Here is a 22,193-nt window from a genome sequence, read left to right as displayed (position 1 = left end):
ACCATGCGCCTTGCCCTCCCCCTCGTCCTGGCGCTGGCCGCCTGCGGCCAGACCCAGTTCTACGCCCCTCTGCCGAGCCAATCGGAGCTGCGGCTGAACGTCCGCCCCGACACGGTGATGATCAACGAGGCGTCAATCCCGGAATACGCGATCAACCAGGAGATCCCGATCCAGCAGCCCGACGGCTCGCTGACGACGGATACGGACCAGCTTTGGGCGGATCTGCCGGACCGGGCGCTGGCCGGCGCGCTGATGCGCCATCTCAACACGATCACCGACGCGCAAGTCGCGGTGGAGCCCTGGCCGCTGGGCGGCTTTCCAGAGGTCGAGGTCTCGGTCTTCGTCGAGGACATGATCGTTCTCTCCTCCGGTGCGCTACGCTTCACCGGCAGCTACGCGATCCGACGCGAAGAGGCCGCGGGCCAGGTCGAGACCTTCGCCATCGACGTCCCGGTCGCGACAGCTGATTACGTCACGATCATCGCCGCGCATGAGGCGGCCTGGCTGATTCTCGCGGAGCAGATCGCCCGGAATCTCTGATCCCCCGGCGTCGGACGAACGCGGAGATCGGGGGCCTCTCCCGTTGCCCATAGCGCGCGTCGAAGGGAAAGACCGATGCAATAATGGCATTGGCGGACCGTCCGAGACGTGAATTTCAGAGATTATCCCGGATTCGCCCCATTTTCGTCTCCTCGTCACGCTTTGGCTGTGAGGACGGAAACAATCTGCGGGAATGGTCCGATGGCGAATGGTGGTGTGATTGCCTGCACGAAGGCGAAGCTGACGACGGGGACGATGCTGGCCACGGGCGTCTTTGCTGCGCTCGGTGGAGTGGCGCTGTCGACCTCGGACGCGCAGGCGCAGGAGCTCTGCTCCCGCTACGTGGTGGCCCGCGGCGACACGCTGGGCAAGATCGCCGACCGCGCCCAGGTTCCCGGCGGCTACCGCGCGCTCTACCGGGCCAACAGAGACGTGCTCTACAGCCCGCATATGATGGAAGTCGGACAAGTGCTGACGATTCCCTGCCCCGAGGGCGCGCGGGCTCCGGCGTCCGCCGAGACCGCGGTCGTGCAGATCGCCACCCCGGCCGCCGCCGAGCCGGAGCCCGAACTCTCCGCCGACGAACCGATCGTTTTCCTGACCGGCTCCGGCTTTGCGCCCTTCACCGATGAGGGCCTGCCCGAAGGCGGCGCGATCACCCAGATGGTCAAGCGCGCGTTGGAGCTGGCCGACCCGGATCGGGAGTTCAAGGTCATCTTCGTGAACGACTGGGGCGCGCATCTGGGCGACCTCTTGCCGACGGCGGCCTTCGACATGGGCTTCCCCTGGTCGCTGCCCGATTGCGACAAGGTCGAACTGCTCTCGCCCGCCAATGCCCGGCGCTGCACAGATTTCGCCCATTCCGACCCGCTCTATCAGGAAGGCGTAAGCTACTACACGCTGGCCGGCAGCCCCTATGTCGGGGCCACCACGCCTGAAGAACTGTATGGCGCCACGATCTGCCGGCCCGATGGCTGGTTCTCCTTCGACTTGGAGGGGCGCGGCCTGACCGAGCCGAACGTGTCCCTGCTCTGGCCCGGCAACCAGCTGGATTGCTGGTCCAAGATGCAGGCCGGCGAGGTCGACGTGATCACCTATGACACGCAGGTCGCCAAAGAGGATATGCGCGAGTTGGGACTGGACGGGCAGATCGCGGAATTGAGCGACCTGAAGGGCGCCACCACGATGCATGTCTTCGTGCCGAAGAACGACCCGGCTTCGGTCGCCTATCTCGAAACGCTGAACGAGGGTCTCGCGGAACTACGCCTGTCGGGCGAATGGTTCAGCATCGTCCGGGAACAGGTTCAGGCGACTGTAATGAACTGAGCGGGAACGCTTGGAGTGAGGTGAATGATGAGACTGTTTGCATCCGAAAATCCCAACAGAGGCCGAGCCCTGGGCGTGCTGCTGACCGCAGCGCTGCTCGGGGGCGGCGCCGCGGCGCAGGGTCTGGGCCCCGTGACGCTGGTCTTCGATAACGGCCTGGGCAGCGAGAGCTTGTCGGGGACGCTGACCGAGTTCGACGGCGACCGCTTCCTGCTCGACTCGCCCATCGGCCTCGTGGCCATCCCGGTGGAGGGCGTCTCCTGCATCGGCGACGCCTGCCCCCCGGGCACGGCGCCGGAGGTCGCATCGGCGCCGGAGATCACGTCGGCTGAATTGGTGCTGACCTCCCATGACGGGACCTCGGTGATCCGTGGCGACCTGCTCAAGTATGTGGACGAGACCTATGTCCTGGCCACGAATATCGGGGAGATGCACGTGCCGGCCATGATGGTTCGCTGCGAAGGCAGCGCCTGCATGACGCCGGCCTCGGCCTCGGCCCCCAGACCCGGCGGTCCCGCGCGGATCATCGGCAACGGCATGTCCATCGAAGGGACCATGCTGGCGGTCGAGGACGGTATCTACGTGCTCGAGGTGGTAGGCTTCGGCGAACTTCGCGTGCCAATCGCGGATTACGCCTGCGAGGGCCCGGGCTGCCCGTAACAGCCGCCGTCGTCCGGGCGGGTCAATGCCCGCCCAGGATGCCCGTCCGCACCCCGTAATTCGCCGCGATGGCGTAATCGGGATCGTCGTCGCTATCGACCATCAAGTGTCCGGCCTTCTTGAGCAGCCGATGGCAATCCCGGCTGAGATGGCGCAGCTGGATCTCCTTTCCGGCCTCTTCGTACTTGGCAGCGACCGCCTCGATGGCCTGGAGCGCGGACTGATCCGCGACCCGGCTCTCGGCGAAGTCCACGATCACGCGGGACGGGTCTGCGGCCGGGTCGAACATCTCGACGAAACCGGTGGCCGAGCCGAAGAACAGCGGGCCCTTGACCTGGTAGACCTTGGCGCCTTCCGGGGTCTCGTAGACGCTGGCGCGGATGCGCGTCGCATTCTGCCAAGCATAGGCCAGGGCCGAGACGATCACGCCCACGATCACCGCGATGGCGAGGTCCGTCAGCACGGTCACAATCGTGACCAGCACGATCACCACGGCATCGATGCGCGGCACCTTGGCCAGGATACGGATCGAGTTCCAGGCGAAGGTCCCGATCACGACCATGAACATCACGCCCACCAGGGCCGCGAGCGGGATGCGCTCGATCAGCGGCGCGGCGACCAGAATGAAGGCCAGCAGGAACAGGGCCGCCGAGATGCCCGAGACGCGGGTGCGCCCGCCCGACTTCACGTTGATCATCGACTGCCCGATCATGGCGCAGCCGCCCATGCCGCCGAAAAAGCCGGTGACAGTATTGGCGGCGCCCTGGGCGATACACTCCTGCGAGGCGCCGCCCCGCTGGCCGGTGATCTCGCCCACGAGGTTCAGCGTCAGCAGCGACTCGATCAGGCCGATCGCGGCCAGGATCAGCGCGTAGGGCAGGATGATCTGCAAGGTCTCCAGGTTCAGCGGCACCATCGGGATATGGAATTGCGGCAACCCGCCCGAGATCGAGGCCATGTCCCCCACCGTCGGCGTGGGCAGGCCGAAGGCGATCACGACAGCGGCGGTCACGGCGATCCCGGCCAGCGGGGCCGGAACGATGCTGGTGATCTTGGGAAGGCCCCAGATCACCGCCATGGTCACCGCGACCAGCCCCAGCATCAGCGCAATATCCGCGGGCGGCAGCCAGGTACCCTCGGCGGTGCGGAATTGCGTCAGCTGCGCCAGGAAGATCACGATGGCCAGCCCATTGACGAAGCCCAGCATCACCGGGTGCGGCACCAACCGGATGAACTTGCCCCAACGCATCGCGCCCGCGAAGATCTGGAGCAGCCCCATCAGAACGACCGTCGCGAAGAGATACTCCACCCCGTGCTGCGCCACGAGGCTGACCATGACCACGGCCAGCGCGCCCGTCGCGCCAGAGATCATCCCGGGCCGCCCCCCGATCAGCGCCGTGATGAGCCCCACCAGGAACGCCGCATAGAGACCCACCAGCGGGTTCACCCCCGCGACGAAGGCAAAGGCCACGGCCTCAGGCACGAGCGCCAGCGCGACGGTCAGGCCGGCCAGGATCTCGACGCGCAGGCGGGAGGGCGTCAGCGGGGCGGTGGGGGCGACACGCAGGTCGGTTCGGTCGAATACGGCGGCGAGGCTCGCCAGCGGTGAGGTGCTCATCGGGCGCACTTTCGGATCGGATATATGGGGTCGCCCGCGCCCTACCCTCTATCCGCCCTTCGGCACAACCCCGCGCTCGGCGCAGCCCGGAGAACTGGGCCCGCGCCGACGCGCATTCCCAAAGGGCGCCGAACAGGCCCCTGCGGCCTGCGGGAGATCGCCATCGCCGCCGCTGCCGGCTCCGATTCCGGCTCCGAGGGCCTGGACCCGGGGCTGCATTGGGTCGGCGGCGATCCCTTGCCCCCTGTGGCGACCGACGGGCCGCAAGGTAGATCCGGAGAGTGGCGCGAGCCCCGTCGCCCCGCACCCCGCGACCACCTTTGACCTGTCCGAGCACGCCCTCTCCTGGCAACATGCGCGCACGGCCCGACAATCCCTGGATCGGACGGGACGCGGGCGCGCGATGCGCTATTGTGGACCACAGGAGGGACCGCCATGCTCAGACTTCTCGCCTGCCTGCTCATCCTGCCCGCCGCCGCGCTGGCGCAGGACCGCCGCCCGAGCCATTGCATCGCCGTCGCCCAGGCGCCGGGGTTGGACTATGTCCACAAGGCCAGCTACCGTGCGCCGCTGCCCGACGACTACACCGTGCGGCTCAACTATATCGACCATGCGATGTTCATGCTCGAGACACCGGGCGGCCTGCGTGCCGTCACCGATTTCGTGGGCTTCATCGGCTCGACCGAGGCGCCGGACGTGGTGACGATGAACCGCGCGCATATCTCCCATTGGGACCCGGACCCGGACCCCGAGATCGACCATGTGCTGCGCGGCTGGTCCGACACCGTGGGCGAGCCCGCGGGCCATTACCTGGATCTGGGCGAGATGCTGGTCCGATCCGTTTCCACCGACATCCGGTCGCGGTTCGACGGGGGCGTGGAGCGGAACGGCAACTCGATCTTCGTCTTCGAGGTCGGCGGGCTCTGCATCGGCCATCTGGGCCACCTCCATCACGAACCCTCGCCCGAGCAATATGCCGCGCTCGGCCGGCTGGATGTGGTCATGGCGCCCGTCGATGGCGGCCTCACCCTGGATATCGAAACGATGATCCGGGTGCTGACGCGGCTGCGCTCCTCGGTTGTGATCCCGATGCACTGGTTCGGAGAAGGCGCGCTGCAACGCTTCCTCACCGGTATGGAGGGCACGTTCGAAATCGACCGGCGCGATGCCAACCACCTGGAGGTCTCGCTGGCCACACTGCCCCGGCAACCGACCGTGGTGGTGCTGCGACCCCGTTATCTGGTCGACCCGGAATGACCCTCTCTCCCGCGACCGACGCCTTTGCGGAAGGCTTGCACGCCGTTCTGCCCAACGCCGCCTTCCGCGAGATGGAGCCCCGCTTCCTGGAGGAGCCGCGCGGACGGTGGAGGGGCACGGGCGGCCTGCTGCTGGCGCCGGGCTCGACCGGGGAGGTCGCGGCCATCGTCCAGGCTTGCGCGGCCGCCTGCGTGCCCATCCTGCCCTATGGCGGGGGCACCGGGCTGGTCGGTGGCCAGGTCTCGGACGCGCTGGACGCGCCGGTAATCCTGTCGCTGGACCGGATGAACCGGGTCCGCTCAGTCGATCCGGCGGAGAATGCGATGACCGTGGAAGCCGGGGTGATCCTGCAAACCGTGCAGGAGGCGGCGGAAGCGGTGGACCGGCTTTTCCCTCTCTCGATCGCGTCGCAGGGATCGGCCCGGATCGGCGGCATCCTGGCGACGAATGCAGGCGGCGTGAACGTGCTGCGCTATGGCAATGCGCGCGATCTGTGCCTGGGGCTCGAGGCGGTGATGCCCGACGGCTCGGTGCTGCACGGACTGTCCCCTCTGCGCAAGAACAACACGGGCTACGATCTGCGCCACCTGCTGATCGGCGCGGAGGGGACCTTGGGCATCATCACGGCGGCGACGCTCAAGCTGCTGCCCCGGCCCGCCCGCACAGGCGCGGCGATGATGGTGCTGCGGGACGCGGCCGCGGCGCTGGAGCTTCTGAACCTGGCCCGCGACCGGATCGGCGAGGGGGTCTCGGCCTTCGAACTGATCGGCGGAATGGGCCTGACCTTCCTGGCGGAGACGATGCCCGAGGTGCGGCTGCCGATCGGGCAGCCAGACTGGTCTGTGTTGATCGATCTGGGCCTGGGCGACGACGGCGATCCCGAAGAGGCGCTGATGGGTCTCTTCGAGGCGGCGGCGGAGGCGGAACTCGTCACCGATGGCGTGATCGCGCAGTCCGAGGCGCAGCGAGCCGATTTCTGGACGGTGCGCGAATCGATCCCGGCCGCAAATCGCCGGATCGGCGCCATTGCCAGCCACGACATCTCCCTGCCGCTCTCGGCCCTGCCGCGCTTCATCGACGAGGGCCGCGCGGCCCTCGCCGAGCTGGGCGCGTTCCGGATCAACTGCTTCGGCCATGTCGGCGACGGAAACCTGCATTACAACGTGTTCCCCCCGCCGGGCGACAGCCGCGCGGCCCATGCCGATCGCGCCGCGGAGATCACCCGCACCATCCACGATCTCGTCCATGCCCATGGCGGATCGGTCAGCGCCGAGCACGGGATCGGGCGGTTCAAGGTGGGCGATCTGGAGCGCTATGGCGATCCGACCAAGCTGGCCGCGATGCGGGCGATCAAGGCCGCGCTGGACCCGGCGGGCATCTTCAATCCCGGGGCGGTTCTGCGACTCTGAGGCCAAAAGAATGCGCCCCGTCCTGGGGGAAAGACGGGGCGCCGGGGGGGGAAGTAAGTGGCTGTCTGCCGAAGCCACGAGACAGAGGATGGCGAATAAAACTTACCAAAAAGCTAACGTGGAGGGCGCGCGGCGGATTTTCTTACATCCCTTCGAACTCGCAGAGCGCATGGACCGGCATCCCCATCCGATCCAGCAAGGCCCGCCCCCCGAGCTCCGGCAAGTCCACGACGAAGGCGCAACCGATCACATCGCAGCCCAACCGCTCCAGCAGCGCGATCCCCGCCTGCGCGGTGCCGCCCGTGGCCAGCAGATCGTCGACCAGCAGCACTCTGGATCCCGCAGGCAAGGCATCCTTGTGCACCTCGACCGTGGCCTGCCCGTATTCGAGCGCATAGTCCTGGGAATAGGTCGGGCCGGGCAGCTTGCCCTTCTTGCGGATCGGCACGAAGCCCGTGCCCAACTGATGCGCCACCGCCCCGCCCAGGATGAATCCCCGCGCCTCCAGGCCGGCAACGGCGTCGATTTTCTCGCCCGCGAAGGGGGCGAGCAACTGATCGACGCAGAGCCGCATCCCGCGCGCATCCGCGAAGAGGGTCGACACGTCCCGGAACATGATCCCCTCATGGGGGAAGTCCGGGATCGTGCGGATGTAGTCGCGAACGGTCTTCTTCTGCATCGCTCATCCTCTGGTCACTGCGGGCGCCGCCGATTGAGGCAAAGCGCATGACGCGGCGGGGCGCAAGCCGCCCGGAGGCGCAGGCGGCCTCAATCGTCGAAAGGGGGATAGTGGCGGCGCACCGCCATCGCGTCCTGGCCCGTCAGACGGGTGACGGAATTGCCCGTCTCCGAGAATAGCGAGCGGTCGTAGGCCGGCCCTGCGATATCCGTCATCAGGCCCAGGGACTGGGTGATCTCCTCCAGCAGGACAGATGCGATCTCCCGCCGCCGGGCCTCGGCGGAGATGGCGATCAAAGCCTCGCCGATGGCCCCCTCCCGCGGGCGCAGCACGACGAGGGCAAGCGGCAGGAGCGCGCCATCCAGCAGGGGAACGCCCGTGCGGGTCATGACGCCCCAAGGCGGGGTGTCGACAATGTGAATCTCGATCGCGGGCGCGATATCGTCCCGCCGCAACCGCAGCCCGGCGCCCAGCCCGTTGATCTCGGCGATGGCACCCTCGACCCCGGTCTCGAAGAGCCGGCGGCGAAACGGGGGCAGGTCGTCCGGTGCGCTGGCGAGCCCCACGGTCAGATCCGCGCGCATCTCTTCGGGCCAGAGCAGGAATGGCTTGCGGCAGGCGCCCTCGGGCGGGGCACCGCAGGCGACGGCGCGGTAGAATGCCTCGTCGCTCAAACGTCCCGGCACCTCGACGAACTCCTGCGCCGCCAGCGGCGTCGCGAGCAGCGCCAGGGCAGCCAGCCTCACAAGACGCGGCCCGCGATGACGGAAAGCCGCTCCACCATGGCCGGATCCCGCTTCTCCGGCGCGGTCATCACGGCGTGATCCAGCGCGGTGGCGCAGCCGGTCCCGCAGCCGCCGCCCACCTCCTGCGGCAGCGCGGCCACCAAGGCAGCAGCGGTCGCCACATTGGCGCGCAGCGTCGCGATCACGTCCGAGACGGCGACGGCGCCGTGATCCGCGTGCCAGCTGTCGTAATCCGTGACCATCGCGACCGTCGCGTAGTGCAGTTCCGCCTCGCGGGCGAGACGCGCCTCGGGCAGGTTGGTCATGCCGATCACGTCGCAGCCCCAGCCGCGATAGAGGCGCGACTCGGCCATGGAAGAGAATTGCGGCCCCTCCATCGCCAGATAGGTCCCGCCCTCGTGGACGGTGGCCCCCGCCGCGCGGGCGGCCCGGGCACAGGCCTGCGCCAGCGTCGCGCAGACCGGAGCGGCCATCGAGACATGGGCCACCAACCCGGCATCGAAAAAGCTGGCCGCTCGCGCCACGGTCCGGTCGACGAATTGGTCGACGATTACCATGTGGCCGGGCGCCATCTCCTCTCGGAAGGATCCAACGGCGGAGATGGAGACGAGATGCGTGACCCCCGCCGCCTTGATCGCGGCGACATTGGCTCGGTAAGGCACGGTGGTCGGCGTATGGACATGGCCGCGCCCGTGGCGGGGCAGGAAGACCATCCGCGTGCCGTCCAGCGTCCCATGCAGAAGTGCGTCCGAGGGCGCCCCCCAGGGCGTGTCCACCGCGCGCCATTCGGCCCCTTCGAGCCCGTCCACTCCGTAGAGGCCCGAGCCTCCGACGATTCCGATTACTGGCGACATCGGCCCTCCGGTCTTGCGTTCCCTGAGGATAGGCGCCGGGCGGCTCGTGGCAACGCGTGTCGCACCGTCTGGGCCGGAAGGGCTTGCCGGGCGGGCGGGACCGGGGGCCAGCCCCCGGACCCCCGGGATATTTAAACAGGGAAGAAGAGGGGGGCGCGGCGCGCATAGGCCCCTGCGGCGGCGGCCTTGGGCCTGTTCGGAGACCTAGACCCGGCCCCGCCGGTCCATCCGGAGCATCGCGTAGAGCACGTGATTGCGCCAGCGCCCCGCGATCTGGAGGTAGGACTGGGCGACGCCCTCGTATTTGAAGCCCGACTTTTCGAGCAGCCCGCGGGAGGCGGCGTTCTCCTCCAGGCAGGCGGCCTCCAGACGGCTCAGATCCAGGCGGCGGAAAGCGTGGTGAGACAATGCCTCGATCGCCTCGGCCATGTAGCCCTGCCGCGCATGGGGCTGGCCGATCCAATAGCCCATGGTCGCCGATTGCGCGGGACCACGGCGCACATTGTCGAGCGTGATCGCCCCCAGCAGCGCGCCATCGGGCTTGCGCGTCAGGAACAGGGCCAGGGCGGTGCCTTGGCTATGGCTGCGCTGCGCCCAATAGACACGGTTGGTGAATGACTTGCGCGACAGGTGGTCTGCGGCCCATTCCGGCTCCCAGGGTTGGAGGAAGGCCATGGAGCCTTCCCGCAGCGCGACCCAGGCGCGGTAATCGCCGTGCTGCGGCAGGCGCAGCGTCATGCGCTCGGTCTCGATCCGGGTCTTGCGCAGGGGCCCGAGCATCACGCGGCGAGCCGGGCGCGCAAGGAGTCTACGTCCGGCGCGCCCTGCACGGGGCCGTAGAGCGCCAGCGCGGGCGCCGCCCCGGCCAGCCGGGCGGCATGGGCGCGCACGGCGGCGGCGTCGACGGCGTCGATCTTTTCGACCACCTCGGAGAGCGGGGGCACCCGATCCCAGACGGCCAGGACGCGGGCCAGCCGCTCCGCCCGGCTGGACGGCGATTCGAGGCCCATGAGCATCCCCGACTTCATCTGCGCCCGGGCGCGGGCGACCTCGGCCTCGGACATGTCCTCGGCCGCGCGGCCCAACTCGTCCATCGTCAGGCGCGCCAGATCGCCCACATCCGCGCCCGCAGTGCCCGCATAGATCGTCAGCAGCCCGGTATCGGAATAGGCGCCGACCGAGGCGAAGATCGAGTAGCACAGGCCGCGCTTCTCCCGCGCCTCCTGGAAGAGGCGGGACGACATGCCCCCGCCTAAGGCGGAGGCGAAGATCTGCGCGGTATAGATCCCCTCGTCGCGATAGCCGGGCTGGGCGAAGCCCAGAGCGAGATGCGCCTGCTCCAGATCCTTGACCCGCCGGGCCTCGCCCCCCAGGAAACGGCTGACCTCCGGGGTGGATTGCGCGATCGCGGGGAGGCCGCCGAAGATCTTCTCCGCCTGCCGGACGATGGCGTCGTGATCGACGGCCCCGGCGGCCGACAGGATCATCTGGCCGGGCCCGTAGTGCTGGCTCACGAACTGGGTCAGATCCGCACGGGAGAAGGCCGAGACCCGCTCGCTCGGGCCGAGGATCGTGCGGCCCATCGACTGCTCCGGATAGGCCGCTTCCTGCAACCAGTCGAAGATGATGTCGTCGGGCGTGTCGAGCGCCTGCCCGATCTCCTGCAGGATGACGCCGCGCTCCACTTCGATCTCGCGCGCGTCGAAGACCGGGTTGAGCACGATGTCCGAAATCAGATCGACCGCCAGCGGCACGTCGCCCCTGAGAACCCGGGCGTAGTAGGCCGTCACTTCGCGCGAGGTATAGGCGTTGATATAGCCGCCCACATCCTCGATCTCCTCGGCGATCTGGAGCGCGCTGCGCCGGGCGGTGCCCTTGAAGGCCATGTGCTCCAGAAAATGGGCGATCCCGTTCTGCTCGGGGGCTTCGTGCCGGCCACCCGCGCCGACCCAGATGCCGATGGCCGCCGATTCCATCGACGGCATTCTCTCGGTCACGACCCGGAAGCCGTTGGACAGGCGGGTGATCTCGACGCTCATGCGGCGCGCCTTTCATCGATGACGGCCTCGACCGCGGCGAGGTCGTTCTCGACGCGGGTGATGCGCTCGTCGCGCTCGAACAGGTCGGCCATCCGGGGCGGCAGGGCGGGCCGGACACCGGTCGCCGCCTCGACCGCGTCGGGGAACTTGGCCGGATGGGCGGTGGCGAGCGTGACCATGGGGGTCGCGCCCAGAAGCGCCTCGGCGACCTTTACGCCGACGGCGGAATGGGGGCAGAGCAGCTCGCCGGTCTGGGCCAGCGCGGTCTGGATCGTCTCGGAGGTTTCCTCCTCGGAGACGCGGCCCGAAACATAGACCTCCCGCAGCGCCTGGAGCGCGCCTTGCGACACGGTGAACCCGCCGCCTTTCAGCTCGTCCATGAGCTGCGCGATGGCAGCGCCGTCGCCCCCATAGGCGAGGTGCAGCGCGCGCTCGAAGTTGGACGAGACCTGGATGTCCATCGACGGCGAGATCGAGGGCGTGACCGTCCCCGGGCGATATTCCCCGGTGGTCAGGCAGCGGTGCAGGATGTCGTTCTGGTTCGTCGCGACGACCAGCTTCTCGATCGGCAGGCCCATGCGCTTGGCGATATGCCCCGCGAAGACATCGCCGAAATTGCCGGTGGGCACGGTGAAGGAGACCGGCCGATGCGGCGCGCCCAGCGAAACGGCGGACGTGAAGTAATAGACGACCTGCGCCAACACCCGGGCGAAGTTGATCGAGTTCACCCCGGCCAGCCCCACCCGGTCGCGGAAGGGGAAGTCGTTGAACATGTCCTTCACGCGGGCCTGACAGTCGTCGAAATGGCCGGTGAGGGCTAGGGCATGGACGTTTGCCTCGGACGGGGTGGTCATCTGGCGGCGCTGCACCTCGGACACGCGGCCATGCGGATAGAGGATGAACACGTCGACCGCGTCGAGACCGCGGAAGGCCTCGATGGCCGCCGAGCCGGTGTCGCCCGAGGTGGCGCCGACGATGGTCACGCGGTCGCCGCGCCGGGTCAGCACATGCTCGAACATCTGGCCGATGAGCTGCATCGCGAAGTCCTTGAAGGCCAGGGTCGGGCCGTGGAACAGCTCCAGCAGGTGATGGTTCGGCCCCAGCTGCACGAGCGGGGCGCGGGCGGCGTGCCCGAAGCCCGCATAGGCGCGGGCGATCATCTCGGCGAACTCGTCCTCGGCGAAGGCTTCGGAGACGAAGGGCCACATGATCCGCTGCGCGACCTCCTCATAGGACAAGCCGGCGAGCGTGGCGATGTCGCCCTCGGAGAGGACCGGCACCGTCTCGGGCACGTAGAGACCGCCATCCCGGGCGAGCCCGGTCAGCATGGTGTCCTCGAAACCAAGGCTCGGCGCCTGGCCGCGGGTCGAGACGTAGCGCATGGAACTCCCTCAAACGGTGCGGCGCGTGATACGCCACAGCAGGAACACTGTCATCCCCGCCCAGACAAGCGCCAGACCGAACCATTGGATGGCATAACCCAGATGCGAATTGGGGATGCCATCGGTGCCGACAGGTGACGGCGTGGGAGCGACATTGGGCGTGACTGTCCGGGCGACGACCAGAATCGGCGCGGTGTCCAGGGCCTCCGCCATGGCCGGGACGTCGCGCGCGAACCACGTCTCCCCGTCGGGCACCGGCGTCGAGGAGTTCGTCTCATCCGGCCAGGCGAGATTCCCCTCGATCGTCAGGGCCGTGCCACCGAGGTCGAGCGCGCCCGTCTCCAACGGGACAATACCCAAATCGACCAGCACGCGCCGCCCGCTGGTCTCGACCGGGGCGACAATCCGATAGCCGGTGCCACCGCGCCAAGCGCCCAGCACGCGAAGCGGTGCCCCCGAGACCGTGCCCTCCAGCGTCACCGGCAGGAAGTCATCCGCCTCGGGCGTGGGCGCCGCGGGCAGCGGGACCGGGTCCGCGCCGATGCGCGACTCGATGCGGGCGATCACGCCCTCCTTCCACTCCAGGCGCTGTAGCTGCCAGACACCCAGCGAGACGAGGACGGCAAAGCCGACGAGGCCGAAGAGAAGGGGAACGAGAACGCGCATGTGACCTCGAAAAAGGAGAACGGCGCGAAGACCGCGCCGCCCAAATCCCTTGAAGGGTTTGGCCGGTTTCCTGGAAGAAACCGGCAGACCGAACCGTCAGGCGCCCCAGACGTAGATCGCCGCGAAGAGGAACAGCCAGACCACGTCGACGAAGTGCCAGTACCAGGCCGCCGCCTCGAAGCCGATATGCTTCTCCGGGGTGAAATGCCCCTGCTGCAGCCGCAGCAGGCAGACCGCCAGGAAGATCGTCCCGATCACGACATGCACGCCGTGGAAGCCGGTCGCCATGAAGAAGTTGGCGCCGTAGATGTTCCCGGCAAAGCCGAAGGCCGCGTGGCTATATTCGTAGATCTGGAAGCCGGTGAAGAGCACGCCCAGCGCGATGGCCAGGATCAGACCCCACTTCATGTCTTCCCGATTGTTCTCATGCACCAGGGCGTGGTGCGCCCAGGTCGCGGCGGCACCGGAGCAAAGCAGGATCAGCGTGTTGATCAGGGGCAGGTGCCAGGGGTCGAAGGTCTCGATCCCGACCGGCGGCCAGACGCCGTCCACCGCCGGGCTCTGGGGGCCCATCGGATAGATCGCGTGCTTGAAGAACGACCAGAACCACGCCGCGAAGAACATCACCTCGGACATGATGAAGAAGATGAAGCCGTAGCGCAGGCCGATACGCACGACGGGCGTGTGATCGCCCACATTCGACTCCTTCACCACATCGGTCCACCAGGCGACCATCACGCCGAGCACGCCGATGAAGCCCGCCAGGAACAGCCAGGGGTGGTTGTTGGAGACGTTGGGCGACATCCAGATGACGGCGCCGATAAGCATGAAGAAACCGCAGACGGCGCCGACGAACGGCCAAATCGACGGTGGCAGGATGTGGTAGTCGTGGTTCTTGGCGTGGGCCATGGGTCGTCCCCTAGTTGGTCGTCTGGGTCGCGCGCGTGTCCAGCGCGGCGAATTCTTCGGGCAAGTCCATCGCGTGGAACGTGTAGGACAGCGTGATCTCGGGCATGTGCTTCGCCTCGGGGTCGTCGAGGATCGACGGATCGATGAAGAAGGTCACCGGCATCGACACCGTCTCACCGGGCATCAAGATCTGCTCCTCGAAGCAGAAGCAGTCGATCTTCACGAAATGCGCCCCGGTCGCGAAGGGCGCGACGTTGTAGCTGGCCGTGCCGGCCACCGGGCGGTCCGTCGGGTTATGCGCCTCGTAGAAGGCGATATTGGTCGCGCCGATATTGACCCGCATTTGGCGCTGCACCGGCTTGAACTCCCAGGGGAAGTCCCGCTCCCGCGAGGCGTCGAACCGCACGAGTCGCGTCTCTTCCAGGATCTGAGCGGGGGCGACCTCCGCCTGCCCCGTCGTCCCGCCATAGCCCGTGACCCGGCAGAACAGGTCATAGAGCGGCACCGCCGCCCAGCCGAGCGCGCCAAAGGCGATCACCGTCGACGTGGTCATGGCGATGACCCGGCCGTTAGGGCTGAGATTGCGGAATGGACCGATCATTGGGACGCCTCCTCCTGCGGGATGAGAGCCGGGCGCGCCACATGGTCGAAGCCTTCGGAGAAGCCGCCGGTCTGGATCTTGGCAACCGTGATTCCGAACACGATCACGATGAAGGCCAGCAGAACCGCCAGAATGCCGAAATTGCGTCCTCGGCGTTCGATATGGGTCGCGGAGTCCTTATACATCACCAGCCTCCCCAGGGGCCCAGCGCCGCCTCGATCACGAAGACCGAGAAATGCGCGAAGAGATAGAACAGGGACCATTTGAACAGCCCCTTCTCGACGGCATGGCCGTCCGCCTCGCTCGCGGCGTCGCTGCGGCGGAACATGTCCCAGGCGCGCTTGACGAAGACGGCGTTCAGAACGACCGCCACCGCCAGCGTCAGCGGCCCTCCGATCGAGGTCGTGGCGACCCAGATCGACACGATGGCCAGACCGACCGAGTAGAGCAGCGCCTGACGCCGGGTCTCTTCGCGCCCATGGGTCACGGTCAGCATCGGGATGCGGGCCTCGTGGTAGTCGAGCTTGACGAAGAGTGCGAGCGCCCAGAAATGCGGCGGCGTCCACATGAAGATCAGCCCGACCAGGAGCCACGCCTCCAGCGGCGTCGCGCCTGTCGCGGCCGCCCAGCCGATCATCGGAGGGAACGCGCCGGCCAGCCCGCCGATCACCGTGTTCCAGGACGTCGTCCGCTTGAGCCACATCGAGTAGATCACGGCGTAGAAGAAGATCGTGAAGGCCAGCCACCCGGCCGCGACCCAGTTCGCCGTCAGCCCCAGCATCACGACCGACACGCCCGTCAGGAACAGGCCCAGCGCCAACGCATCGCCCGGCGCCACACGCCCAGCCGGGATGGGCCGCTTGCGCGTCCGCTTCATCACCCGGTCGATATCGGCGTCGAACCACATGTTGAGCGCGCCCGACGCCCCCGCCCCCAGCGCGATCCAAAGGATGGACGCCGCGCCGAGGATCGGATGCGGCGTCCCCGGCGCGACCAGCAGGCCGACCAGCGCCGTGAACACCGACAGCGACATCAGCCGCGGCTTGAGCAGCTGCCAGTAGTCGCCGAGCCCCGCCTGATCGGCGGGGACGCTGCGTGTCGGGATATGAAGCGAGGCGTCGGTCAACGGATCACCAGGTCACGAGATCGCCGGTCTTCATGGCCTCCAGCCATTCGGCGTATTTCTCTTCCGAGACGGCCTTCACCGTAATCGGCATATAGGCATGCGCGATGCCGCAAAGCTCGGAGCACTGGCCGAAATAGACACCCTCCTCCTCGGCGACGAACCAGAGCTGCGCCAGACGGCCGGGAATGCCGTCCTGCTTCACGCCGAAGGCGGGGATCGTCCAGGAGTGGATCACGTCGGTGGCGGTCACCTGCATCACGACGGTCTTGCCCACGGGCACCACGACCGAGGTGTCGGTGGCCAGACGGAACTGATCGTCGCTATAGCCCGCCTCTTGCAGCTGCGCCGAAACCTCCGGGGTCAGCATGTTCCCGGCATCGGCGCCGATCATGTAGCTCTGGAAAGAGATGTCCTCGTCGGGATATTCGTATTCCCAGGCCCACTGAAAGCCCGAGACCTTCACCACCACGTCCCCCTCGGGGATGCGCTGCTGATCGAAGAGCACCGGGAGGGAGAAGGCGCCGATTCCCACCAGGATCAGGATCGGCACGACCGTCCAGGTCACCTCCAGCGGAGAGTTATGGGTAAAGCGCGCCGGATCCGCGTTCGCCTTGGCATTGTAGCGCACGATCACCCAGGCCAGCAGCGCGGTCACGAACAGCGCGATGATCGTGATGATCACCAGCAGAAAGCTGTCCAGCCAATGGATGTCGCGGGCCAGCGAGGTCACCGCCGGCTGGAAGCCGACGCCACCGGGCTGCGGCTCGCCGATGATGGGAAGCTCGCCGAAGTCGAAGCTCTGCGCCATGGCGGGCAGGGCGGCGAAAGAAGCGGTGGCGGCGCCGAGCGCGGCGCGGAGGGTCTTGACGGTCATTCCGGTCATCCTAGCTGCACAGGATCCGCGAAGAGAGGACTCTCCGCTGAAACTCGCCGTCTGAAATCATAGCAGCGGGGGTCAGGCAACCCCAGGAAGGCCCCAAGGGTCGATCCGTCGCAGAGTCCGCATGCGATCGCACACATCGGCATGGCCCGCATCCAGGCGCGCAGCAGCGTGCCGCCGCTTGACCCCGCCCGCCGCGCCCCATAACCCGCGCTCCATGTCCGAGCCCTCTCCAGACGAGAAGCGCGCGCTCCGCCGCCGCATGCGATCCGCCGCCCGCCTCTATGCCGTGCAGGCGCTGTTCCAGATGGAAGCGTCCGGACAGGGGGCCGACCGCGTGCGCCGGGAGTTCGAGGATCACCGCTTCGGCATGACCACGGAGATGGGGCAGCTCTCCGAAGGCGATGTCGACCTGTTCCGCAAACTGCTCGAGGGTGCCGTCGATGAGCAGGTGCGCGTCGACCGCGCCACCGATGCGGCCCTCGTCGACCGCTGGCCGTTGGGACGCATCGACCCCACGCTGCGCGCGCTCTTCCGCGCGGCCGGCGCCGAGCTCCTGATCAGCGACACGCCGCCCAAGGTCATCATCACGGAATATGTTGAGATCGCCCGCGCCTTCTTCCCCGAGGGCAAGGAAGGCGGCCTCGTCAATGCCGTGCTCGACCACATGGCCAAGGCCTTCGCCCGCCTCTAGCCGAGCACGCCAGGCCCCTCCCGCTCCGCCCCAAGCCCCAACCCCCTCTTCTTCCCTGCCCAAATATCCCGGGGGAGCCGAAGGCGGGGGCAGAGCCCCCTCTCCCCTCCCAGCACCGCCCCCCCGCCGCAGCATGGCGCGCCCCCCGCTTGCACGCCGCGCGCCCCGCGGCCTAGAACCGGCGCAACAGGGAGGGACCCATGGATTTCACCGAGACGAACGCGCGCGGCGTCGTGCTTTTGGGCTGCGGCAAGATGGGATCGGCGATGCTCTCGGGCTGGCTCGACCGGGGACTGTCTCCCGGCGCCGTGACGGTGATCGATCCGGCGCCCTCGGACTGGCTGCGCGGCACCGGGGTGCACCTCAACACTGAGCTGCCCCCCGCCCCTGCGATCACCGTCGTCGCGGTCAAGCCGCAGATGATGCAGGAGGCCCTGCCCGCCCTGCGCGGCCTCTCCGACACGCTCTTCGTTACCGTGGCCGCGGGCACGCCGATCTCCGCCTATGAGGCGGCGCTGGGCCAGATCCGACTGATCCGCGCCATGCCCAACACGCCCGCCGCCATCGGCCAGGGCATCACGGCGATTGTCGGAAACGCCGCCGCCACGCCCGCCGATCTCGACTTGGCCGAGACCTTCCTGTCGGCGGTGGGCGAGGTCGTGCGCCTCGACCACGAGGACCAGATGGATGCCGTCACCGGCCTGTCCGGGTCCGGCCCGGCCTACGTCTTCCACCTCATCGAAGCGATGACCCAGGCCGGGATCGCCCAGGGCCTTGCACCCGATCTCGCCCTCCGGCTGGCCCGCGCCACGGTCGCAGGCGCCGGCCAGCTGGCGATGACGGGCGAGAGCCCGGAAGAGCTCCGCCGCAACGTCACCTCGCCCAACGGCACCACCCAGGCGGGGCTCGAAGTGCTGATGCCGGAACTGCCCGACCTCCTGGCCCGCACCGTGGCCGCCGCCGCCGAGCGCTCCCGGGAGCTGCGCGGGTGATCTCCTTCGACGACTTCCTCAAGGTCGATATCCGCGTCGGCCGCGTCACCCGGGCCGAACCCTTCCCCGAGGCACGCAAGCCCGCCATCAAGATGTGGATCGATTTCGGCGAGTTGGGCGAGCGCAAGACCTCCGCCCAGGTGACCCGGCACTACACCCCCGAGTCGCTCGTCGGCCGCCAAGTCCTGGCCGTGGTCAACTTCCCGCACCGCCAGATCGGTCCCTTCATGTCCGAGGTTCTCGTGCTCGGCCTGCCCGATGCCGATGGCGAGGTCGTACTCCTCTCCCCAGATCAGCCCGTGCCCGAAGGAGGGCGGATGCATTGAAACTCCACGTCTCCCGCATTTTGCCCGACAGCGTCATGGACGCGGCCCGCGCCCATTTCGACGTCACCACCCGCGACAGCACGCAGCCGATGGATCTGGACGAGATCCGCGCCGCACTCGCCACCCATGACGTGCTGCTGCCCACGCTCGGCGACGCGCTGGGCGCCGAGGCCTTCAGCGGCGAGATCCGCGCCAAGGGGCTCGCCAATTTCGGGGTGGGCTACAACCATATCGACGTCGCCGCCGCCCGCGCTGCGGGCCTGGTCGTCACCAACACGCCCGGCGCCGTCACCGACGCCACCGCCGACATCGCGATGACCCTGATCCTGATGACGGCGCGCCGTGCCGCCGAAGGCGAGCGTCTCGTTCGCGCGGGCGACTGGTCCGGCTGGCACCCGACCCAGATGCTGGGCCTGCACGTGACCGGAAAGACCCTCGGTGTCATCGGCATGGGCCGAATCGGTCAGGCGATCGCCCATCGCTGCCACGCGGGGTTCGGGATGGAGGTGGTGTTCTACAACCGCTCCGAAAAGGAGATCCCCGGCGCGCGGCAACTCGGCAGCGTGGCCGAGGTCTGTGCCACCGCCGACATCGTCTGCATCGCGCTGGCCGCCACCCCCGAGACCCGCCACCTGATCGCCGCCGAGGCGCTGGCGGCGATTCGGCCCCATGCGATTCTCGTCAACATCGCGCGCGGCGACATCATCGACGAGGCGGCCCTGATCGACGCGCTCCAGGCGGGCCGGATCGGCGGGGCCGGGCTCGACGTCTACGAGCACGAGCCGCATGTGCCCGAGGCGCTGCGCCGGCTCGATACGGTCACGCTGCTGCCCCACCTGGGCACCGCGACGCTGGAAGTCCGGGAGGCCATGGGCCGCATGGCGCTCGACAACGCCATCGCCATAGCCGAGGGCCGCGCCCCACCAAACCCCGTGTGACCCGCGTCGTCTCGGTCGCTTCGCCCCTCGGCCCCTTGCTTTTGGCGGGCGAGGCGGCGCTGACCCACCTGCGCTTTCCCGGAGACGCGCCCGATCCCACCTGGCGGAGCGATTCCGATGCCTTCCCCGAGGCCCGCGCCCAGCTCCGCGCCTATTTCGCGGGAGACCTCACGCGCTTCGATCTGCCCCTCGCCCCCGAGGGCACCCCGTTCCAGCGCCGGGTCTGGGCCGCGCTCCAAGCGATCCCGATGGGCGAGACGGCGACCTACAAGGACATCGCCACCGCCATCGGCCAGCCGGGCGCGACCCGCGCGGTCGGCCGCGCCAATGGAGCCAACCCGCTGCCAATCCTGATCCCCTGCCACCGAGTCGTCGCCGCCGATAGACTCGGCGGCTTCTCCGGCCCGCCCGAGATCAAGCGCGCGCTGCTCGAACTCGAAGGGGCGCAGCGCCAGCCCCGCCTGCTGTGACAGCACCCCGCCGGTTCGCAAGCCGGTTCCCCTCCCCCGCGGGAGCGCCTAAACCGGGCGCATGACCACCCGTATCCTCTTCGCCGCCAGTTCCGAGAGCTGGGAAAACTACGCCCAGGTTCTGCCCGCCGCCCTGGAGGCGGCCGGGGTCGACCACGAGATCCTCCAGCTTTCCGACGCCCCCGACCCGGCGACGGTGGATTGGGTGATCTACGCGCCCTCCTCCCCGCTCCAGGACTTCACGCCCTACACCAGGCTCAAGGGCGTCCTGAACCTCTGGGCCGGCGTCGAGAACGTGGAGGGCAACCGGACCCTGACCGCCCCCCTCGCCCGCATGGTCGACCCGGACCTGACCCAAGGCATGGTCGAATGGGTCACGGGCCATGTGCTGCGCCACCATCTGGGAATGGACGCGCATATCCATGGGGCGCCGTGGGATCCGACGCCGCCGCCGCTCACCCGCGACCGGCCGGTGGCGATGCTGGGCATGGGCGTGCTCGGCACTGCCTGCGCCAAGGCGTTGCGGGATCTGGGCTTCCCGGTCACCGGCTGGTCGCGCAGCGTCAAGGATGTGCCCGGCGTGCGGTCGCTGACCGACGAGGACGGGCTGCGCGTCGCACTGGAGGGCGCCGATATCGTCGTGCTGCTGACCCCGCATACGCGCTCGACCGAGAACCTCATGAACGCGGAACGGCTCTCCTTGATGCGGGACGGCGCGGTTCTCTTGAACCCCGGACGCGGCGCGCTGATTGACGATGCGGCGCTGCTGGCGGCCCTGCCGCGGCTGGGCCATGCGACCCTCGACGCCTTCCGGGTCGAACCCCTCCCCGAGGACGCCCCCTATTGGTCGCACCCTAAGGTGACGGTCACGCCGCATATCGCCTCGACCACGCGGCCCGCCAGCGCGGCCCGCACCCTGGCCGAGAACATCCGCCGCGGCGAGGCGGGCGAGCCGCTGCTCCATCTCGTCGATCGCAGCGAGGCCCTGGCCTGATCGCGCGCCCCGCGCTCCTTCTTCTGGCCAGAAATACTCAAATCCCGCCCGCGCCCCCAGGCGCGGCGGTGTGGGACGGCGCGCCTCTAGCCCCGCCCCATCATCGACAGCTTGATCAAGGCGCGCTCCATCACCGCCATCGCGGGGGCGCGCGAAGAGGACCGCAGTGTCAGATCCGTCTCCATCAGCAGCGCCAAGGCCGCCTCCAGGCGCCGCGCGCCCCAGTCGCGGACCTGCCGCTCCATCGCGTCGCGACGAGCGCCGTAGACCGGGGGGCGGAGCGCCCCGACGCCGCCTGAGACCGCCGCCATGTGCAGCTGCTGGAAATGCCGCGTCGCCTGGATCACCAGCGTCACCGGCGTCACCCCCTGCCCCGCGAGCCGGGTCATCAGCGGGCCGATCGCCGCGGCGCGCCCATCGGCGGCGGCGGCGATGACCTCATCGGCCCCCGCCTCCAGCGTCGCCGGCGCCATCAGTCGCACCGCCTCGGGTCCGACCTCTTCCTCGCCCGCATAGAGCGCGATCTTGGTGAGCACCTGACGGAAGTCGCCCGGATCCAGCGTGGCCGCGAGAGCCTCGATCCCCCTGCGTCCCTCGGGCGTGACGTCGATCCCCTCGGCGGCGATGGCCGCCGCGACCTCCTCCGCGCTCATGGGGTCGTCATAAAGCCCGACGGCGACCGCGGAGGGATGGGACTCGAACGCCTTGCGCAGCTTCGACGTCTTCTTCAGCGCCCCCGCCGTCACCACGAGTGCCGCGTCACCCACCGCCCAATCCGACAGCGCCGCGAGCACCGGCTGGGCCTGAAGCTCCGTCACCCCATCGACCAGCACCACGCGCGGTCCGGGGAAGAAGCCCACCGCCTTGACCGCATCGGTGACAGAGGCCGGGTCGGATTTGGCCTCAGCGCCGCTCATCCGGGTCAGGCGCATCTCGGCCTCGGCGTCCGGCCCGGCCAGGGCGGCGATCAGCTCCTGACGGCGCAGGGAGACCCGCATGGCGTCAGCGCCGTAGATCAGCGCGCCCGCCGTCCCCGGGTCGGGCTTGGCGAAGAAGCGCGCGGCCTGCGCGCCGCGCAGGTTCATGA

25 protein-coding genes are annotated in these 22,193 nt (G+C 68.6%); 11 read left to right on the top strand and 14 right to left on the bottom strand.

Annotation, left to right across the window (positions count from 1 at the left end; genetic code table 11):
• The first annotated feature begins 3 nt into the window (after positions 1 to 3).
• The 3 genes from DTQ71_RS03505 (at position 4) to DTQ71_RS03495 (ending at position 2,526) form a co-directional block, all read left to right on the top strand.
• Complete coding sequence (locus DTQ71_RS03505) at positions 4 to 540, top strand: PqiC family protein (RefSeq protein ID WP_109562881.1); 537 nt, start codon at positions 4 to 6, stop codon at positions 538 to 540.
• 201 nt (positions 541 to 741) lie between these two features.
• Positions 742 to 1,866 (top strand): LysM peptidoglycan-binding domain-containing protein, encoded by a 1,125-nt coding sequence (locus DTQ71_RS03500; RefSeq protein ID WP_109562880.1) that lies wholly within the window; start codon positions 742 to 744, stop codon positions 1,864 to 1,866.
• A 24-nt stretch (positions 1,867 to 1,890) separates the two neighbouring features.
• Complete coding sequence (locus tag DTQ71_RS03495; RefSeq protein ID WP_146204793.1) at positions 1,891 to 2,526, top strand: hypothetical protein; 636 nt, start codon at positions 1,891 to 1,893, stop codon at positions 2,524 to 2,526.
• A 22-nt stretch (positions 2,527 to 2,548) separates the two neighbouring features.
• Here DTQ71_RS03495 and DTQ71_RS03490 read toward each other — a convergent pair whose 3' ends face one another.
• The gene (locus DTQ71_RS03490) at positions 2,549 to 4,144 is read right to left on the bottom strand and encodes a SulP family inorganic anion transporter (protein ID WP_109562878.1); all 1,596 of its coding nucleotides are present in this window, start codon (positions 4,142 to 4,144) and stop codon (positions 2,549 to 2,551) included.
• Positions 4,145 to 4,579: 435 nt separating this feature from the next.
• Here DTQ71_RS03490 and DTQ71_RS03485 point away from each other — a divergent pair, with 435 nt between their 5' ends.
• Positions 4,580 to 5,401, top strand: a complete 822-nt coding sequence (locus DTQ71_RS03485) for an MBL fold metallo-hydrolase (RefSeq protein WP_109562877.1) — start codon at positions 4,580 to 4,582, stop codon at positions 5,399 to 5,401.
• Entirely contained in the window at positions 5,398 to 6,810 is a 1,413-nt protein-coding gene (locus tag DTQ71_RS03480) for an FAD-binding oxidoreductase (protein ID WP_109562876.1), read from the top strand. Before DTQ71_RS03485 ends, DTQ71_RS03480 begins: the two co-directional genes overlap by 4 nt.
• 142 nt (positions 6,811 to 6,952) lie before the next feature.
• On the opposite strand, the gene DTQ71_RS03475 is transcribed toward DTQ71_RS03480, so the two are convergent.
• The 12 genes from DTQ71_RS03475 to coxB all read right to left on the bottom strand — a co-directional run bounded on the left by DTQ71_RS03475 (position 6,953) and on the right by coxB (position 16,686).
• Entirely contained in the window at positions 6,953 to 7,489 is a 537-nt protein-coding gene (locus tag DTQ71_RS03475; RefSeq protein ID WP_109562875.1) for an adenine phosphoribosyltransferase, read from the bottom strand.
• An 89-nt stretch (positions 7,490 to 7,578) separates the two neighbouring features.
• Positions 7,579 to 8,235, bottom strand: coding sequence for a DUF2927 domain-containing protein (locus DTQ71_RS03470; protein ID WP_109562874.1), 657 nt, complete (start codon positions 8,233 to 8,235; stop codon positions 7,579 to 7,581).
• A complete protein-coding gene (locus DTQ71_RS03465) occupies positions 8,232 to 9,089 on the bottom strand; it encodes an S-methyl-5'-thioadenosine phosphorylase (protein ID WP_109562873.1) in 858 nt (285 codons plus the stop codon). Before DTQ71_RS03465 ends, DTQ71_RS03470 begins: the two co-directional genes overlap by 4 nt.
• A gap of 204 nt (positions 9,090 to 9,293) precedes the next feature.
• Positions 9,294 to 9,869, bottom strand: a complete 576-nt coding sequence (locus tag DTQ71_RS03460) for a GNAT family N-acetyltransferase (protein ID WP_109562872.1) — start codon at positions 9,867 to 9,869, stop codon at positions 9,294 to 9,296.
• On the bottom strand, positions 9,869 to 11,128 hold the full coding sequence (locus DTQ71_RS03455) for a M16 family metallopeptidase (protein WP_109562871.1): 1,260 nt from the start codon (positions 11,126 to 11,128) through the stop codon (positions 9,869 to 9,871). The genes DTQ71_RS03460 and DTQ71_RS03455 overlap by 1 nt, the downstream gene beginning before the upstream one ends.
• Positions 11,125 to 12,510, bottom strand: coding sequence for a threonine synthase (thrC, locus tag DTQ71_RS03450; protein WP_109562870.1), 1,386 nt, complete (start codon positions 12,508 to 12,510; stop codon positions 11,125 to 11,127). Before thrC ends, DTQ71_RS03455 begins: the two co-directional genes overlap by 4 nt.
• Before the next feature lie 9 nt (positions 12,511 to 12,519).
• Positions 12,520 to 13,176, bottom strand: a complete 657-nt coding sequence (locus DTQ71_RS03445; protein WP_109562869.1) for an SURF1 family protein — start codon at positions 13,174 to 13,176, stop codon at positions 12,520 to 12,522.
• Between the two features lie 96 nt (positions 13,177 to 13,272).
• Positions 13,273 to 14,085: a cytochrome c oxidase subunit 3 gene (locus DTQ71_RS03440; RefSeq protein ID WP_109562868.1), complete on the bottom strand. Its 813-nt coding sequence runs from the start codon at positions 14,083 to 14,085 to the stop codon at positions 13,273 to 13,275.
• Between the two features lie 10 nt (positions 14,086 to 14,095).
• Positions 14,096 to 14,686: a cytochrome c oxidase assembly protein gene (locus DTQ71_RS03435; RefSeq protein WP_109562867.1), complete on the bottom strand. Its 591-nt coding sequence runs from the start codon at positions 14,684 to 14,686 to the stop codon at positions 14,096 to 14,098.
• The gene (locus tag DTQ71_RS03430) at positions 14,683 to 14,871 is read right to left on the bottom strand and encodes a hypothetical protein (protein WP_109562866.1); all 189 of its coding nucleotides are present in this window, start codon (positions 14,869 to 14,871) and stop codon (positions 14,683 to 14,685) included. Before DTQ71_RS03430 ends, DTQ71_RS03435 begins: the two co-directional genes overlap by 4 nt.
• Entirely contained in the window at positions 14,871 to 15,812 is a 942-nt protein-coding gene (gene cyoE / locus DTQ71_RS03425; RefSeq protein WP_109562865.1) for a heme o synthase, read from the bottom strand. The genes DTQ71_RS03430 and cyoE overlap by 1 nt, the downstream gene beginning before the upstream one ends.
• Before the next feature lie 4 nt (positions 15,813 to 15,816).
• Positions 15,817 to 16,686 carry a cytochrome c oxidase subunit II gene (gene coxB, locus DTQ71_RS03420; RefSeq protein WP_109562864.1) on the bottom strand — a complete coding sequence of 290 codons (870 nt, stop codon included), beginning with the start codon at positions 16,684 to 16,686 and terminating at the stop codon, positions 15,817 to 15,819.
• A gap of 223 nt (positions 16,687 to 16,909) precedes the next feature.
• On the opposite strand from coxB, the gene nusB reads away from it, so the two are divergent.
• The 6 genes from nusB to DTQ71_RS03390 all read left to right on the top strand — a co-directional run bounded on the left by nusB (position 16,910) and on the right by DTQ71_RS03390 (position 21,106).
• Positions 16,910 to 17,386: a transcription antitermination factor NusB gene (gene nusB, locus DTQ71_RS03415; protein WP_109562863.1), complete on the top strand. Its 477-nt coding sequence runs from the start codon at positions 16,910 to 16,912 to the stop codon at positions 17,384 to 17,386.
• 200 nt (positions 17,387 to 17,586) lie between these two features.
• The gene (gene proC / locus DTQ71_RS03410; RefSeq protein WP_109562862.1) at positions 17,587 to 18,378 is read left to right on the top strand and encodes a pyrroline-5-carboxylate reductase; all 792 of its coding nucleotides are present in this window, start codon (positions 17,587 to 17,589) and stop codon (positions 18,376 to 18,378) included.
• On the top strand, positions 18,375 to 18,704 hold the full coding sequence (locus DTQ71_RS03405) for a tRNA-binding protein (RefSeq protein WP_109562861.1): 330 nt from the start codon (positions 18,375 to 18,377) through the stop codon (positions 18,702 to 18,704). The genes proC and DTQ71_RS03405 overlap by 4 nt, the downstream gene beginning before the upstream one ends.
• Positions 18,701 to 19,642: a 2-hydroxyacid dehydrogenase gene (locus DTQ71_RS03400; RefSeq protein ID WP_109562860.1), complete on the top strand. Its 942-nt coding sequence runs from the start codon at positions 18,701 to 18,703 to the stop codon at positions 19,640 to 19,642. The genes DTQ71_RS03405 and DTQ71_RS03400 overlap by 4 nt, the downstream gene beginning before the upstream one ends.
• Positions 19,639 to 20,112, top strand: a complete 474-nt coding sequence (locus DTQ71_RS03395) for a methylated-DNA--[protein]-cysteine S-methyltransferase (RefSeq protein ID WP_109562859.1) — start codon at positions 19,639 to 19,641, stop codon at positions 20,110 to 20,112. The genes DTQ71_RS03400 and DTQ71_RS03395 overlap by 4 nt, the downstream gene beginning before the upstream one ends.
• Positions 20,113 to 20,173: 61 nt before the next feature.
• Positions 20,174 to 21,106 carry a 2-hydroxyacid dehydrogenase gene (locus DTQ71_RS03390; RefSeq protein WP_109562858.1) on the top strand — a complete coding sequence of 311 codons (933 nt, stop codon included), beginning with the start codon at positions 20,174 to 20,176 and terminating at the stop codon, positions 21,104 to 21,106.
• Positions 21,107 to 21,192: 86 nt separating this feature from the next.
• On the opposite strand, the gene holA is transcribed toward DTQ71_RS03390, so the two are convergent.
• The gene (gene holA, locus DTQ71_RS03385) at positions 21,193 to 22,191 is read right to left on the bottom strand and encodes a DNA polymerase III subunit delta (protein WP_109562857.1); all 999 of its coding nucleotides are present in this window, start codon (positions 22,189 to 22,191) and stop codon (positions 21,193 to 21,195) included.
• Positions 22,192 to 22,193: the final 2 nt, after the last annotated feature.

It is taken from the genome of Jannaschia seohaensis (genome assembly GCF_900116765.1).
GTDB lineage: Bacteria > Pseudomonadota > Alphaproteobacteria > Rhodobacterales > Rhodobacteraceae > Jannaschia > Jannaschia seohaensis.
This window is presented reverse-complemented; position numbering and strand designations above follow the sequence as displayed.